This is a genomic window from Sphingomonas sp. PP-CE-3G-477, assembly GCF_003050745.1.
Lineage (GTDB): Bacteria > Pseudomonadota > Alphaproteobacteria > Sphingomonadales > Sphingomonadaceae > Sphingomonas.
Window position 1 is genome coordinate 15,876 of the sequence record NZ_QAOF01000001.1, and the last position, 16,395, is coordinate 32,270.

A 16,395-nucleotide genomic window follows, 5' to 3' on the forward strand; every position below is an offset into this window, starting at 1 on the left:
TAAGACATGTCGTTGCGGATGCTGACACTTCCATTGGCGATCCTGGGGTTCGCCACCGCCGTCGATGCGCAGGAGGCTGGAAGGCCGAGCGTGGAGGGCTATCTCTGTACTTTCGCAGGCAAGTGCGGCACTGGCGACGCAGCTCCGGTAGAAACGCGTGCGGCACCCAGCACGAAGGGATTTCGACTGGCAAAGCCGGCCTCGGCGACGGAAGCGAACAGTCTCGCTCTGCGGCCGTCGGGTCAATCGCGCGGCGTCGTGCGGGCCCCCGCCCAGGCGCAGCGTCAATACGGCCGGTCGCCACGCCGGGCGAACTACGGTGCAGCAGCTCCCGTCGTGGGTGCCGTCGGCGTTGGTGCCGTCGCCATTGGTCGGCCGCGTGCCGACCTCATGATCAGTTTCGAGCGCAATTCCGCGCAGCTCACCGCCGAAGGCACGCGTGCGACCCAGGTCTTCGCGCGCTCGCTGTTGATGCCTGAACTCACCGGCAAGCGGTTCCTCATCGAAGGGCATACCGATCTGCGTGGTGGATCACGCATCAACGTCCCCTTGTCGGCGGCCCGTGCGAAGGCCGTGGCCGACTACCTCGTGATCCTGGGCGTCGAAGGCAAGCGGCTCGAGGTTCGTGGCTATGGTGCAAGCGCACCTCTCCCCGGCCGCGCCAAGACCGATCCGGTCAATCGTCGGGTGGAAGCGGAGTTGATATCCTGAGCCGCGCGCCGGGATCTTGACATGGATGTCGCCGCTCTTCTGACGCCAGTCTCCCCGGATGCGTCCGCTGGCCCTGATCTGTCCTACGACTCCGGTCGTCAGGCGATCGAGCAGGCCTTCGAGGAGCCTGCGGACGAGGTAGAATGGGCCCACACGGTCTCGCTGATCGAGGCTCAGGCAGGGCGGACGCGGGACGTGTGGCTCGCGGTCTATCTGGCACGCGCAGGCGCCAGGTCGGGTGACCTGACCACCGTCGAGGCGGCCATGCAGCTTCTGGCTGGCCTGTTCGAGAATTTCTGGGAGAACGCCCATCCGACCATCGAGGAGTACGGCATCGAGGGACGCAAGGGCGCATGCGAGTCGCTCGTCCGCATTGGCGAGTTCCTGGCCCCGCTGCGGCGCGTCCCGCTCGTCGAGCATCCTCGGCTCGGGAGCTACACGGGACAGGACTTCGAGCGGTATCTCGACGAGGGCGCCTCTGCCGAGGGCTATGGCCAGTTTCGCGCTGCGCTTGCCGACACCCCCGTGGAGCAGATCGCGGACATCACCGATCGGTTCCGCCGCATTGAGGCGGCGTTGCAGCGGGCGGACGCGGTGCTCTCCGAGCAGGCGGAGAAGGTCGGGCAGACAGGTACCAACTTCCGCCCGACGTACGAGGCGATCGAAGGCATCGTGCATGCGCTGACGCCGTTTGTCAGTCAGGGCGGTTCAGCGGAAACGGGATCGGAAAAGAGTGTGATGCCCGGTCCATCGACCACAGCGCCGGGCCGACTCCAATCGCGGGAGGACGTGGCCCGTACGCTGGATCTGGTCATAGACTATTACGGTCGGGTCGAGCCTTCGAGTCCGATCCCGGTTGCGCTCGGACGCATCAAGGGTTGGATAACGATGGATTTCGTATCGATCCTGGCGGACATCGCGCCGGGAAGCGTCGCAGAGGCGACCGCGGTCCTCCGCGCACGGGTCGACGAATCTGGCGCAGGCCAGACTGGATCAGGCGATTTTATGTAACGACGGGCGTGGAGCGATTGTTACGCTTGCGCATTTAACGAGTAAGCTCGCAGAAGCTGTTTAAACGGGGAATAGACACATGGCGATCAAGAGCGGTCAGCGGTTCATCCGCGAAAATCGAAAGCCACGGGTTCACATCGAGTACGAGGTCGAGACCTACGGCGCGCGTCAGAAGGTCGAGCTGCCATTCGTGATGGGCGTCATCTCGGATCTGTCCGGCAAGAGTCTGAAGGACAAGAAGGCCGCCGAAGCGCGCGAGTTCATGGACATCGACATGGACAACTTCGACCAGAGGATGGAAGCGGTGGCACCGCGTGTCGCGTTCGCGGTCGACAACACGCTTGCCGGCGAAGGCAAGATCGCAGTCGACATGACCTTCAACTCGATGAACGACTTCTCGCCCGGCGAGATCGCTCGAAAGATCGAACCGCTCGCCAAGCTGCTCGAGGCGCGCACGCAGCTGGAGGATCTCCTGTCCTACATGGACGGGAAGAACGGCGCGCAGGACCTGCTCGACAAGGTGCTGCAGGATCCGGCCTTGCTCCAGGCGATCTCTGCGGCGCGCCAACCCGCAGCCGCCGAGCCGGTAAGCGACCCACGCGACTGACATCGACGACGGCCCGGCAGGGCCTCATCCATTTTGACGGATTGGAGCGGTTACATGGCGCAAGACGCGCTCAAGCAGACGAACGAGGGCGCTCCGACAACGGACGCTGCCGAACTGGACGATTTTCAGGCGCTGCTCCAAAAGGAGTTCCGCCCGGCCAACGACGAACGCAAGACCCGGATCGAGCAGGCGGTGCAGACGCTTGCGCAGCAGGCTCTCGGAGATGCCAAGATCATAGGCGGTGACGTCTTCGCGACCGTCGATGCGATGCGCGCTGCGATCGACCGCAAGCTGACCGAGCAGATCAACCAGATCATCCATCAGCCGGAATTCCAGCAGCTCGAGGCGGCGTGGCGGGGACTCAACTACCTCGTCATGAACACCGCGACGGGCAAGGACATGAAAATCCGCGTGATGAACATGTCCAAGGAGGAATGTCGCAGGATGTTCCGCCAGTATCGCGACGCGGCTTGGGACCAGAGCCCGTTGTTCAAGAAGGTCTACGAGTCCGAGTTCGGTCAGCTGGGCGGCCAGCCCTACGGCGCTTTCGTCTGCGACTTCTACTTCGACCACAGCGCGCCGGATTTGGAAGTCATGCGCGGCCTGTCGCGGATAGGCGCGGCGAGCCATGCACCTTTCATTGCCGCTGCGGGCCCGTCGCTGCTGGGCATGGACAGCTGGACCGAACTGTCGAACCCTCGCGATCTCGGCAAGCTGTTCGATGCCACCGATTACGCGGCCTGGCGGTCGTTCCGCCAGTCGGAGGACAGTAGATACCTGGCGCTGGCGCTGCCTCGCTTCCTAGGCCGGCCGCTTTATGGTGCCAAGACCGAGCCGGTCGACGAGTTCGACTTCGAAGAGGATACTGGCGGTGAACACGACAGGCATCTTTGGCTCAACGCCGCCTATGCGATGGGCACTCGGATCACTGAGGCGTTCAACACCTATGGCTGGACGACGCGGATCCGCGGCGTCGAGTCGGGTGGCACCGTGCAGGAGCTGCCGACCGCTACCTTCCCGACCGACGAGGGCGGCATCGATCTGAAGTGCCCGACCGAGATCGCGATTAGCGATCGTCGCGAGGCGGAGCTGTCGACGGCCGGCCTGATGGCGCTCGTCCACCGCAAGAACACGGATCAGGCGACCTTCATCGGCGCGCAGACGGTCCATCGCCCAGCCAGCTACGACAAGAAGGAAGCGACCGCTAACGCCAATCTATCGGCACGCTTGCCTTACATCTTCGCCAGCTGCCGCTTCGCGCACTATCTGAAATGCATGGTCCGCGATTGGGTGGGCGGCTCGCGGGAGTCGGAACAGCTCGAACGCGATCTCAACAATTGGGTCCTCCAATACGTCGACGGTTCGCCGACGACGTCGAACGAGGAGACCAAGGCACGCCTGCCGTTGAAGCAGGCCAAGATCGAGGTGATCCCGGACGAGGAGAACCCAGGCTATTACAAGGGGAAGTTCATGTTCGTGCCCCACTACCAGCTGGAGGGCATGGACGTGGCGCTGAGTATGGTTTCGCGTCTACCGAAGACGTCCGGTTGATTTGACGTCGATCATCTAATCATCGTTGACAGGAGAATCCCATGGCAGTCGATCTATTTCTCAAAATCGAGAGCATTCAGGGCGAGTCGAGCAAGAAGAACCATCAGGGCGAGATCGACATCATCTCGTTCGATTTCGGTGCGGTCCAGCACGGTTCGTTCCATACCGGCGGGGCAGGCGGCGGATCCGGCAAGGCTGAGATCTCCGACATCCGCATCCAGAAGGAAGTCGACAAGTCCTCGCCTCTTCTGTTCAAGGCATGCGCTTCGGGCAAGCACATCAAGGAAGCCATCATCTACTCGCAGAAGGCCGGCGATGGCTCGACGCCGCTGACCTACTACAAGATCAAGCTCGAGGACATCATCGTCTCGGACATCCACAACAACGGTGCTTCTGGCGGTGATGCAATCATGGAGTCGGTGACGTTTAACTGCGCCAAGGTGACCTTCGACTATCAGGCGCAGAACTCGAACGGCAGCAAGGATGGCGGCATCGTCACCGCCTATTACGATATCCGCCAGAACGAAGCGGGTTGAACCACGTCGATCGTCCGTAGGAGCACGACATGCAACAGGCGGACGATCTACTCCGTTCGGGCGATCTCGACGGCGCGCGGCGCGCGCTCGTCGAGGTCGTTCGCCGGAACCCGGGCGACATACCAACCCGGCTCTTCCTATTCCAGCTGCTCGCACTGGCCGGCGAATGGGCCAAGGCCAAAGTGCAGTTGACGACGCTGGCGCAGTTGTCACCGGAAGCGCAGATGCTGGCGGTGGTCTACGGCCAGGCAATCGACGCGGAGCAGCAGCGAGAGGCCGTTTTCGCCGGAAGCGTGCGCGCCGAAATCCATGGCGGATCGGATTGGGCAGGCCCGATGGCGGAGGCGATCGAGGCCGCAGCAGTCGGCCGCGACGATGACGCGGAGACGTTGCGTCAATCTGCGTTCGACGCAGCACCGGACATGCCTGGCACGATCGACGGCAGATCCTTCGACTGGATCGCGGACGCGGATCCTCGGTTCGGACCGACGATCGAGGCGATCATCAATGGCCGCTACGGCCTGTTGCCGTTCGATGCGATCGGCGAACTCGCCAGCGAGGGACCGCGCGATCTGCGTGACCTGGTCTGGTATCCCGTCGAGATCACCTTGAAGGCCGGGCCGCGCATCGCTGCGCTGGTGCCGGCGCGCTACCCTGGCATCTCCGCTGAACCGTCCGAGGCAATGGCGCGTGCGACGTCGTGGCATGACGACGGTACGGGTGCCGGACAGCGGCTGCTGGCGACTTCGGACGGCGAGGATCACGGCTTGCTCGCGGTCCGTTCGCTGCGGTTCGGCTAAGCCGCATCGATGGCCGTCACCCAGCGCCTGACACCGACCCTCTACGACAAGCTCGTCGCGGACCTGGAGATCTCGGGAATGCGAGACATGAGCGAAGAGGCCCCGGAGATCAGCCGGGAGAAGTTCCGCTATTATTCCGTTCCTCGCCTCGAACGCTTCAACGAGACCGCGCTGCGGGCGACGATCCGCCGCGACTTGGCGTGGCTGTTCAACACGACGAACCTGGAGTCCCTGGTCGACCTGGAACCGTATCCGAACGTCCGCGACTCCGTGCTGAACTACGGACTGACAGATTTGGCTGGGCAGACGCTCAACCGCCGCGCGGTCCTGGCGCGGGCGCGGGAGATCCGGCGTGCCGTACGGCTGTTCGAACCGCGCCTGTCGCGCGAAGGTCTCACCGTCGACCCGATCGAGGACGACGACGATCCCCATGCGCTGACGTTCCTGATCCAGGGCGACATCACCGCCGCGGCGCAGACCATGCCCGTCAAGTTCCGTACCGAGATCGAGGCCGAGACCGCCACCGTAAACGTGCGCGAATAGGAAGGCCATGAGTTCCGGGATCGATCCGCGCCTGCTGCGCTTCTACAATGACGAACTCGCCTATCTGCGCGAGGATGCGCGCGCGTTCGGCGAGGAGCATGAGGCGGTAGCGGGCCGGCTCGGCCTCAAGACCCCGACCGATCCCGATCCCTACGTCGAGCGTCTGCTGGAGGGCGTCGCCTATCTCGGCGCGCGCGTGCAGCTGAAGATCGCGGATCAATATCCCGAATTCACCCAGCACCTGCTGCACGCGGTCCAGCCGCATTACCTCGCGCCGACCCCGTCAATGTGCGTCGTCGGGTTCGAGCCGAAGGACGGCGATCCGATTCTGATCAAGGGGCACCGCGTCGCGCGCTCCACGCCGCTGATCGCCGTTGCGACCGAGCAGGAAAGTGTGCCGGTCGAATTCCGTACCGGACACGACGTCACGCTCTGGCCGATCAAGATCACGCAGGTCGAATATCTCGCCAGTCGCGCCGCGGTGGCGCCGTTCGCGAGCGCCGCCAACGTTCGGGCCGAGGCGGGCCTGCGTATCCGGTTCGAAGCGACCGGCGGCGCCGCGCTACCGCAGATATTGCCGGAATCGCTGCCGATCTATCTTGCCGGATCGGAAGCGTTGCCCGCCGAACTCTATCGCCAGATGATCGGTGAGACGCTGGCCGTGATCGCGCACTCGGCGGACGCGGCGGCGGGAGCGGAGGGCTGGAAGAAGCTCCCTCTGCCCAAGCAGGTCGGGTTCGACGACGATCAGGCGTTGCTGCCGGCCGAGCTGCGGTCGTTTCGCGGATATCGACTGCTCAGCGAGTATTTCGCCTGTCCTGAGCGTTTCCTGTTCGTTGACCTGCCTGACTTGGCGCGGGCGTTTCGCGACAGCCCGCAGGCGTGCGACGTCGTTCTCCTGTTCAACCGCTCGGCGTCGGTGCTGCACAACGCGCTGGAGCCGGCGAACCTGCGGCTGTTCGCGACGCCGGCGATCAATCTATTCGAGAAGCAGCTCGGGCGGGTGCGCGTGTCGCAGTTCGAGCACGAGCATCATGTGATCCCCGATCGTGCCCGCCCGCTCGATTTCGAAGTTTTCCGGCTGCTCGACGTTCAGGCCTATTCGGCGAACAACACCGACGCACGGACGGTCGCGCCGCTCTATGCCTATGGTGCATTGTTGTACGACTGGAGCAAGGCGCTGTTTTACACCACGCAATTGCGGTCGCGCCGGTTGTCGACCCGTGAGCGACGGTTGCGGCGGCGCGGCGAGTATACCGGGACCGAGACGTGGATCAGTCTTACCGCCCCCGGCGATGCGACGCGGCTCGATGAGATCGACGAACTCGCGGTCAGGGCACTGGTGACCAACCGCGAACTGCCTGAACTGCTGCAGTTCCGGGGCGAGCAGCATTTCACCGTGTCCGGCGTGCCGGCGCGCGCGGTCAGCGTGCTACGCGCGCCGACCAAGCCGCAGCCGCCTATGGGGATGGGCGATGCGGCGTGGCGGGTGATCGGTCATCTGACCACCAACTACATGACGCTGGCACCGGAGGATCACGACGATCCGCAGGTGCTGCGCGACCATCTGGCGCTGTACGGTCGGCAGGACGACGCAGCCTCACGCCGGCAGGTCGACGGGGTGTCGGCGATCCGCTCGACCCGCGTGGCGCGACGGGTGCCGGGGATGGACCGGATGGCTATCGCGCGGGGCCACCGCATCCACGTCACGCTCGACGATGCCGCGTTCGACAAGGGACGGATGTTCCTGTTTTCGGCGGTTCTCGAACGGTTCCTGGCTGAATTCGCGAGCATCAACGCGTTCACGGAAACGCACTTTTTCAGCGCTAACGAAGGGGAGTTTCAGCGATGGCCGCTGCGGATCGGCCGCCGTCACACCATCTGAATTTCCTTGCGGCGGCTGCGGCGTCGCGCAAGCGGTTCGGATTGTTCCCGATCGTGCGGGGCGCGGAGGCACGCGCGCCCGGCCTGCCGCGTGTCGGGCTGGCACGCCGGCCGGATCAGAATATCGCCGACCTGGTGCAGGTGCCGACGCTCGCCTTTCCGGATTCGACGCTGGACGAGGTGGAGGTCCGCAACGGCCGCGCGCGGATCGGCGGCTTCTGGTTCGGACTGACCGGACCGATGGGACCGCTGCCGTCGCACATGACCGAGTTCGCGGTGTTCGAGCGCCGTTATGCAAAGAATCGCCCGTTCGGCCGCTGGCTCGATCTGCTGTCGGGACGGATGCTCCAGTTCTTCTTTCGTGCCTGGGCGGACTCGCAGCCGGTGGCGCAGGCCGACCGACTCGACGACGATCGCTTTGCCGATCACGTCGCGCGGCTTACCGGCGCCACCGAAGGCGTGGGCGCGGCGAGCAGCTTTCCCGGACAGGCGCGCGTCCACTACGCGGCACTGTTCGCGTCGCGTCGCAGCGCAGGCGGCATCGAGGATGCGATGACGCACCTGCTTGGGCAGCCGGTGAAGATCCTCGAATACCAGTCGCGCTGGCGGTCGATCGAGGCCGAGGACCAGACCCGGCTCGGGCAATCCTTTTCCGGGCTTGGCAACGAGGTGATGCTGGGCGGTCGTGCGAAAGTCGCATCGGATGCGTTCCGCGTGGTCATCCGCGCGCGATCCCGCGCCGACTACGAAGCCCTGTTGCCCTCTGGGCCACGATTTCGCATTCTGTCCGAGGCGTTGGATGCGTTCGCACCCAGTCACCTCGAATGGGACGTCGCGCTCGAGGTAGCGGGCAGACATGCCCGGCCCGCGCGGCTCGATGGCTCGACTCGGCTCGGCTGGACCGGCTGGATCGGCCAGGCCGGCGATGATGCGGTACGCAGGGATGCGCATCTGCGACGATCGGCCATGGTCCGTCAGACGGCGGATGCGATGATGAGAAAGGTTTGATATGGCGATAGTGGCTCCAGTTGGTCCGCAGCGGCCTGACCGTGCCGCCGACGTGCGGACCGTTCAGATGTTGCTGAACCGGTCGGGTTCCTCGGGCGCGACGCCGTTGCGCGTCGATGGCGTGTTCGGTCCCCGCACCGCCGATGCGATCGCTCGCTACCAGACCCGGTCCCTGCGCCTCAGCAAGCCGGACGGGGTTGTCGATCCGAACGGGCCGACGCTGAACCGACTGGGCCGCGATCACCGTGGCAACACGACCCCGGGCCGCCCGGTGCCGCGCCAGCCGACGCGCACGCGAGCGCCAGCCGCAGCGCCGTCCCGGACTGCTGCAGCGTCAGGGCCCACAGGCATCGGCCCCGGTGGGCTCAGCGAGGCGACCTATGTCGACATGGCCGCCCGGCTCCTGTGCGAGACCGCGGCGATCAAGGCGATCGTCGAGACCGAAGTCGCGATCCGCGGACCATTCGATCCGCAGGGTCGTCCGACGATCCTGTACGAGCGTCACACGTTCCACAAGCATACCGGCGGCCGGTACGACGCCGCCCAACCGGATCTCTCCAGCCCGAAGAACAGTATCTACGGTAAATACTCCGAACAATATTCCAAGCTCGAGCGGGCCATGAAGCTCAACAGCAGTGCGGCCTTGAAGTCTGCGAGTTGGGGAGAATTCCAAATTCTTGGTGAAAACCATATCCAGGCGGGACATCCCACCGTTGAATCATTCGTGGCTGCGATGAAGAGCGGTATCCTCGCGCAAGCTGAGGCATTCGTCGCAATTGTTATTGCTGACCGACGATTGCTGGCTGCGCTGCGTCAACGAAATTGGGCAACGTTTGCTCGAATATACAATGGTCCAAAATACAAGGACAACAATTATGACGGCAAGATGCGCGCGAACTATCAACGGTTCTCCCATGCGAGATGGGTTCTATCCCTCAAGGGGTCGCTTGGGTTGGCGGCAGCTTGCGCGGTGGCGGCATGTAGCGTGGAGCCGAGCGTGGCTACCAGCAACACCGTTGGAACGGTTCAGAACAGTTCCGTCGTAGTTTCGACGGCGGTATCCGTGCCTTCGGCTGCGTCGGCGTCGGCGTCGCAAGACTTGAAGCTCGCTGGGCAGGCAGATGGCGCTGCGGTCGCCGCGACTCTGGCCGAAGCTCAGCGTCAGCAGATGACAGATATCAAGATATCCAAGTCTCAGTCGTTCCGGGTAATCAACGGTACGAAGCAGGTGGCGACTGTCCTGACGGGCGAGGGCAAGATGCCGGATGCAACCAATGCCGGGTGCTTCATCGCGATCCAGCAAGGCGACGACGTCGCGTTGATACCGACATTGGGATATGGTAATTACGATGCCGATACATGCGGCGGGCCGTTGGCAGTCGGCATCGTTTCGGCCAATCCGGTTCGCTTCGGGATCCTTTTCCGCAGCTATTCGCGCGACGCGGAAATCACGGCACCAATGGTTGTGGAATGGAGCCGCAGCGACAATACTTTGCTGATCGACGATGCTCTGTCGACCAAAGCTGTCAATGCGGGCGCTGGCAGCATCGCGGCCATCCGAGGCCTGATCGGCCGACCATAACGTTATAATTTATAGTCGTAATAATCCTAGCATATCGCACAGGAAAAGGGGCGAAATGACAGAGATCAGCCGTGCATCGTTGTTCGGGCGGCTCGACGCCGTCGCGCTGACGTCGATCGAGTCCGCGACCGGGTTCGCCCGGATGCGCGGCAATCCCTACGTCGAGCTCGTCCACTGGATCCACCTGCTCTTGCAGGATCCGCAGGGCGACGTCGCGGCGATCCGACAGAACTTCGGGCTAGACGAGGCGCGGCTCGCGCGCGACGTAGTCGGTACGCTCGACCTGTTGCCGCGCGGTGCCTCGGCGATTTCCGACTTCGCGCCGCAGGTCGAGGAGGCGATCGAGAAGGGCTGGCTCTACGCCTCGCTCCAGTTCGGCGCGGCCAAGGTACGGACCGGGCATCTGCTGTACGGGATGTTGCGTACGCCGACGTTGCGCAACGCGCTGTTCGCGACCAGCGGCGAATGGCGCAAGATCCAGGTCGAACGGCTCGGCACCGAGTTCGCCGCGATCGTCGGAGTCCCCAAAGACGCCGGGGGGGATTCAATCGAGCCGCTACAGGCTGCCGGAACCGTGCCGCCCTCGTCTGGCGAGGCGCTGGAGCGCTATTCGGTCGACCTGACCGCCCGCGCGCGCTCCGGTGAGATCGACTCGATCGTCGGCCGCGACGCCGAGATCCGGCAGCTGGTCGACGTGCTGCTGCGCCGTCGCCAGAACAACCCGATCCTGGTCGGCGAGGCGGGGGTCGGCAAGACCGCGGTGGTCGAGGGGTTCGCGAAGAGGATCGTCGATGGCGACGTGCCCCCCGCATTGCGCAACGTCGTGGTCCGTGCGCTCGACGTCACGCTGATGCAGGCGGGTGCGGGCGTGAAGGGCGAGTTCGAGAAACGGCTGCGCCAGGTGATCGACGAGGTCGAGGGTGCCGCGACGCCCGTTATCCTGTTCATCGACGAGGCGCACACTCTGATCGGCGCGGGCGGCCAGGCGGGGACGGGCGACGCCGCCAATCTTCTGAAGCCGGCACTCGCGCGCGGCCGCCTTCGCACGATCGCCGCGACGACGTACGCGGAATATCGCCAGTATTTCGAGAAGGACCCGGCGCTCACCCGCCGGTTTCAGACAGTCGACGTCGCCGAGCCGGAGGCACCGGTCGCGATCGCGATGTTGCGGTCGGTGGTGCCGGCGATGGAAGCGCATCACGATGTCGTTATTCTCGACGATGCAGTCGCGGCGGCGGTGGCGCTGTCTCAGCGCTATGTCCCGGCGCGGCAGCTGCCCGACAAGGCGGTGAGCCTGATCGACACCGCCGCGGCGCGCGTCGCGGTATCGCAGAACGCGACGCCTGCTCCGGTCGAGGACCAGCGGCGGCGCCTCGAACTGCTTGAGGTCGAGCGCGGCATCGTCATGCGGGAAACCGAAGGACGCTATCGCCACGATGACGCGCTGCCGGCGCTGGACGAGGCGATCGCAGCCGCTCGCGCTGCGGTCGAGGCGGTCGAGGCGCGATGGGCGCGGGAGAAGGACGCGCTCGATGACGTGCGCGCGGCGCGCAACAGTGGCGACGGTGCGGCGCTGGACGCGGCCCTCGCGACGGCGCGCGAACATGCGGGCGATGCGCCGATGGTGTTCGGCGTGGTCGATGCCGACGCCGTCGCCGCGGTGGTCGGCGACTGGACCGGCATCCCGGTCGGGCGGATGGTGAAGGACGAGATCGCCAGCGTGCTCGCGATCGGCGATGCGTTGAAGGCGCGCGTGATCGGGCAGGATCATGCGATGGCGGCGATCGCCAAGCGCATCCAGACGAGCCGCGCGAAGCTCGACAATCCCGGCAAGCCGGTCGGCGTGTTCATGCTCTGCGGTCCGTCCGGCGTCGGCAAGACCGAGACCGCGCACGCGTTGGCGGAGCTGATGTATTCGGGCGACGACTCGATGATCGTCATCAACATGAGCGAGTTCCAGGAGGCGCACACCGTCTCGACCCTGAAAGGCGCGCCGGCCGGCTATGTCGGTTACGGCCAGGGCGGCGTTCTGACCGAGGCGGTGCGGCGGCGTCCGTACAGCGTCGTCCTGCTGGACGAGGTGGAGAAGGCGCACCCCGACGTCCACGAGATGTTCTTCCAGGTGTTCGACAAGGGATTCATGAACGACGCCGAAGGGCGCCACATCGATTTCCGCAATACGGTGATCCTGCTGACGTCTAATGTCGGCACCGACCTGATCACGTCGCTCAGCGAGGACGAGGAAATGGCGCCCGAGCCAGCGGGGCTCGCGGATGCGCTGCGCCCGGAATTGCTGAAGGTGTTTCCGCCGGCGTTGCTGGGCCGGTTACAGGTGCTGCCCTATTACCCGCTCGGCAAGTCCGTGCTGGCGGAGATCGTCCGTCTGCAGCTCGCCCGAATAGAGCGTCGCATCGCCGACAATCATGGTATCACGGTGACCATCGACGAGGCCGTAGTGATGCACATCGTCGACCGTTGTACTGAAATCGCGTCGGGTGGCCGCATGATCGATGCGATCCTGACCAACACTATGCTGCCCGACATGTCGGTCGCGCTGCTGGAAAAACGGATGCGCGGTGAAGAGGTGGCGGCGATCTGCGTGACGGCGACGAATGATGGCTTCAACTATGATTATCGAGCTGTTGTCGACGTCGGTAACATAATAGATTGAACAACGCGTGACCCAGAAGATCATTTCGATAGGTGCATTTCGAAGTGGATCTGAAGGGCGCGACAGACGTGTGACTGCACAAACCAAGGCAATCCAGAAGAGGATGGTGAAGGATGGCGACACGGTTGGCACGAAAGGGCGATCACGGTGCGATCGTTCGTGAGATCCAGGGGAATCTCGTGCGCGCGGGACATCCAGTCAAGACGGATGGTCTGTTCGGAAGCGAGACGGACGCAGCGGTCAGAGCCTTCCAGAAGGAGCACAAGCTGCCAGTGGACGGCGTCGTCGGGCCGGGAACACTGGCCGTGCTCCATCGTCGTCCTCCCCAGCCCAAGCCGCCCGGTCAGGACGGCTTCGATCCTGCGGCCTTCGGAGCCTGGCTGGCGAAGTTGCCCGGTGAAATTTACGACGCCATCCTCCCGGACAAGCCGACCGTAGCCGCCAGCAGGCCCGTGGCCCGTCCCGAGACCCGCCCGGAAACCCGGAAAGCGCCCGACCGACCCACTCGCGCGACCGGTAAGCCGGTGGTGTCCCCAGCACAGAACACGAAGCATCGGCGCATCAGCTTTCCAGGCTACGAAGGGCGCGGCTTCGTCCTGCAGGATTTCGAAAAGTACGAAAATTATGCGATCAAACTGCTGAACGGCTATTCCGTCGCGCCGTGGGATCCGCGGAACCTCATCAAGAACGAATGTGCGCAGTTCGTCCAGTTCTTCGGCGTGCCCCGCACGCGGGAATGGCGGGCCGGGCCCCAGGTCTGCTTCCTGGAGCAGAGCGACATACCGTCCGGCACCGTCGTGGCTACGCTGCGCGACAATATGTACCACAATGATTATTCCGGCCGGTCCCACGTCGGCATCTATCTGCGTCACGATCCCTTCGGGACGAAAGGCGGCGGTGTCCTTCTACTCGACCAGTTCAACAAGAACCCGATCAAGCGCCGCTTGAAGCGCTATGACGGCGATGCCGGTCGCGCGAAGCCAATCCGGGCGACCGGCCGGCGGTATAATTGGTCCGCCGACGGCGAAGAATATTTCGTGCTTCTGGTATGAGGATCGTGATGATGAGATCGAACGAGGTCGGAAGATCCGGCGTGCTGGCCGCGGCGGTGCTGTTCGCACTCACCGGATGTGGTGCGGAAGCGACGGGCGAACAGGCATCGTCGAACGCCATGATGACGCAACCGCGCCAACCGATCGAAGCGCAAAGCGTCAGGACGAAAAGTGCTGCCCTATCCTCCGTATCAATTAAGCCGGGCGCGATCGAATGTCCGGCGACGTTACGATCGGGCACGACGCTGCCACGCGGCGCACGATTGCTAGGCGCACCGCTCGCTGCCGGGCTGAGCCTGTCCTCGGCGACGGTGACGGCGGACGCGGTCGAAGCGGTGGCGTCGGATCTCGATGGCCTGGCCGAAGTCGAATCGGTCGAACGTCCCGGATCGGCGGGAATGGTCGTGCAGAGGCAGGATGTCACGCCGACGGCCGATGCCCCATTCGCCTTGATATGCCGCTACGGCGACGCCAAGCCGCCGTTGTTGGCACAATCGGCGGTGCTGATACCGTTGCCGGCCAATGGAGCCGGGTATCGCTGCACCACGCGCCTGCCGCAGGGAAAAGACCCGAGGGCGGCGAGCGCCATATGCGAACGGAGTTAGCGTCCCGCAGAATGCCAACGTGACTAGTCGCCAGTCGAGTGGCGCGCGTATTGATGCAGGCGGTCGGGTAGACGCCACGGGAGCGGTGACATGGGGGACTTGGCGTTGCGGCGAATGACAGCAGGATTGGTTTCGACGCTGGCGATGGTGACCGCGGGGACATGGTCGGTCACGGCACATGCGCAGGTGGCATTGCCGACGCGGCAGGAGGTGACGCCACCGGCCCCGCAGCCGCGTTCGGAGTCGACGGCGCGGGTCGATGCACGTGGCGCTCTCGCGGAGACGAACTGCCCGTTCGAGGCTTCTGCGCTGCGGCTGACGCTCGACCGTGTCGAATTCACGCGTCCCGATGGATCGCAGCTTCAACCGCAGATTGCGAACGCCCTTGCTGGCCTGCGGACGCCGACCGGCGAGCAGTCGATCATCGCGGTCTGCGCCGTGCGCGACGCTGCCAACGAAGCGCTGCGGCGTGGCGGTTGGGTCGCGTCGGTCCAGATCCCCGCGCAGGAGATCACCGGCGGCGTGTTGCGGTTGCAGGTCGTCACCGCGCGTATCGTCGACGTCCGGGTGCGCGGCGATGCAGGGCGGTACGAACCGTTCCTACGACGGCGCATCGCCGCGATCCAGGCGCTGGACCCGCTGAACGAGCGCGAGGCTGAACGGATATTGCTGCTCGCCGGCGACGTGCCGGGTCTGGACGTGGCGCTTTCGTTGCGGCCGTCGAACGGCGAGGCCGGGACGGTGATCGGCGACCTGACGGTCAGCTCGCGACACTTCGCGCTGTTCGCCAACGCGCAGAACTACAACTCGTCGTTGCTGGGCCGCGAGACGGTGTACGGCCGCGGCGAAATCTACGGCCTGACCGGGCTTGGCGACATCACGTATCTCGGTGCATCTACGACCACCGACTTCCAGGAACAGGTGATCGTCCAGGGCGGACACATCCTACAACTCGACGATGACGGCACGACGCTGGGTGGCCGCGCGACCTATGCATGGTCGCGCCCCGATCTCGGCGCACTCGACCTCAGGACCAACACGCTGATCGCGGGTCTCGACTTGGCGCGGCCGTTGTTCCGCTCGGTTCGCGGGAATGCGCGCGTGCGGCTTGGCCTCGATTTCGTAGATCAGATCTCGCGCGTCGGGGGGGGTAACGATGCCGTCACGCTGACCCGCGACAAGCTGCGCGTGCTGTTCGCGGGCATCGATGCCGATCAGCAGTTCGTCAACGCCAATGGGCGGCCCTGGCTCTCGGTCTCGTCGTCGCTGGAAGTGCGCAAGGGGCTGGGCCTGTTCGACGCGAGCCAGACCGGTTTCGCAAGCGGCAAGCTGACCTCGCGGCTGGAGGGCAATTCTCGTGCCCTCGTGGTGCGCGGCGTGATCGACACGACGCTGTCGCTCGGGCCGATCTTCAGCGTCGCGGCGATCGGCCAGATGCAATGGGCGAACGATCCGTTGCTGAACTATGAGGAGTTCGCGCTCGGCAGCCTGACGATCGGTCGCGGTTACGATCCCGGCTCCAACAGCGGCGACCGGGCGCTGGGCGGGCATGTCGAGGCGCGTGCCGATCTGCCGCTGGTCACGGGGCTCGGCACGCAATTTTACGGTTTCTACGACCATCTTTATCTGACCAACCTCGATCGCGCGCGGATCGAGGGCGCGCGGAATTTCGATAGCGTGGGAGGTGGCGTGCGTGTGTCCTTCCCGAACCGCCTGGTGCTCGACGTCGGCTACGCCAAGCCGCTCGACCGTGCGCTGAAACTCGACAAGGAACGACCGCCGGCGCGCGTGCTCGTTTCGTTGACCGTGCAGTTCCGTGATGGCGCTCGATAGG

At 64.6% G+C, this 16,395-nt stretch carries 14 protein-coding genes; all 14 read left to right on the forward strand.

Features of this window, described 5'->3' with window-relative positions:
- Positions 1-6: 6 nt before the first annotated feature.
- The 14 genes from C8J45_RS19695 to C8J45_RS00140 all read left to right on the forward strand — a co-directional run bounded on the left by C8J45_RS19695 (position 7) and on the right by C8J45_RS00140 (position 16,394).
- A complete protein-coding gene (locus C8J45_RS19695) occupies positions 7-711 on the forward strand; it encodes an OmpA family protein (protein WP_107961390.1) in 705 nt (234 codons plus the stop codon).
- 21 nt (positions 712-732) lie between these two features.
- Positions 733-1,722 (forward strand): ImpA family type VI secretion system protein, encoded by a 990-nt coding sequence (locus C8J45_RS00080; protein WP_107961391.1) that lies wholly within the window; start codon positions 733-735, stop codon positions 1,720-1,722.
- 79 nt (positions 1,723-1,801) lie between these two features.
- Positions 1,802-2,329, forward strand: a complete 528-nt coding sequence (gene tssB / locus C8J45_RS00085) for a type VI secretion system contractile sheath small subunit (RefSeq protein WP_107961392.1) — start codon at positions 1,802-1,804, stop codon at positions 2,327-2,329.
- 54 nt (positions 2,330-2,383) lie between these two features.
- Complete coding sequence (gene tssC, locus C8J45_RS00090; protein ID WP_107961393.1) at positions 2,384-3,880, forward strand: type VI secretion system contractile sheath large subunit; 1,497 nt, start codon at positions 2,384-2,386, stop codon at positions 3,878-3,880.
- A 41-nt stretch (positions 3,881-3,921) separates the two neighbouring features.
- Positions 3,922-4,416 (forward strand): type VI secretion system tube protein Hcp, encoded by a 495-nt coding sequence (locus C8J45_RS00095; RefSeq protein ID WP_107961394.1) that lies wholly within the window; start codon positions 3,922-3,924, stop codon positions 4,414-4,416.
- 29 nt (positions 4,417-4,445) lie between these two features.
- Positions 4,446-5,216, forward strand: coding sequence for a type VI secretion system accessory protein TagJ (locus C8J45_RS00100; RefSeq protein ID WP_107961395.1), 771 nt, complete (start codon positions 4,446-4,448; stop codon positions 5,214-5,216).
- A gap of 9 nt (positions 5,217-5,225) precedes the next feature.
- The gene (tssE, locus tag C8J45_RS00105; protein WP_107961396.1) at positions 5,226-5,759 is read left to right on the forward strand and encodes a type VI secretion system baseplate subunit TssE; all 534 of its coding nucleotides are present in this window, start codon (positions 5,226-5,228) and stop codon (positions 5,757-5,759) included.
- Between the two features lie 7 nt (positions 5,760-5,766).
- A complete protein-coding gene (gene tssF, locus C8J45_RS00110; protein WP_107961397.1) occupies positions 5,767-7,644 on the forward strand; it encodes a type VI secretion system baseplate subunit TssF in 1,878 nt (625 codons plus the stop codon).
- Entirely contained in the window at positions 7,608-8,651 is a 1,044-nt protein-coding gene (tssG, locus tag C8J45_RS00115) for a type VI secretion system baseplate subunit TssG (protein WP_107961398.1), read from the forward strand. Before tssF ends, tssG begins: the two co-directional genes overlap by 37 nt.
- A 1-nt stretch (position 8,652) precedes the next feature.
- Positions 8,653-10,233, forward strand: coding sequence for an N-acetylmuramidase family protein (locus tag C8J45_RS00120; RefSeq protein WP_107961399.1), 1,581 nt, complete (start codon positions 8,653-8,655; stop codon positions 10,231-10,233).
- A gap of 55 nt (positions 10,234-10,288) precedes the next feature.
- Positions 10,289-12,904, forward strand: a complete 2,616-nt coding sequence (gene tssH / locus C8J45_RS00125; RefSeq protein ID WP_107961400.1) for a type VI secretion system ATPase TssH — start codon at positions 10,289-10,291, stop codon at positions 12,902-12,904.
- A gap of 113 nt (positions 12,905-13,017) precedes the next feature.
- On the forward strand, positions 13,018-13,956 hold the full coding sequence (locus C8J45_RS00130) for a BPSL0067 family protein (protein WP_107961401.1): 939 nt from the start codon (positions 13,018-13,020) through the stop codon (positions 13,954-13,956).
- Between the two features lie 11 nt (positions 13,957-13,967).
- A complete protein-coding gene (locus C8J45_RS00135; protein ID WP_181321042.1) occupies positions 13,968-14,561 on the forward strand; it encodes a hypothetical protein in 594 nt (197 codons plus the stop codon).
- Positions 14,562-14,675: 114 nt separating this feature from the next.
- Positions 14,676-16,394 carry a ShlB/FhaC/HecB family hemolysin secretion/activation protein gene (locus C8J45_RS00140; RefSeq protein WP_146168538.1) on the forward strand — a complete coding sequence of 573 codons (1,719 nt, stop codon included), beginning with the start codon at positions 14,676-14,678 and terminating at the stop codon, positions 16,392-16,394.
- The last annotated feature ends 1 nt before the right edge of the window (position 16,395 follow it).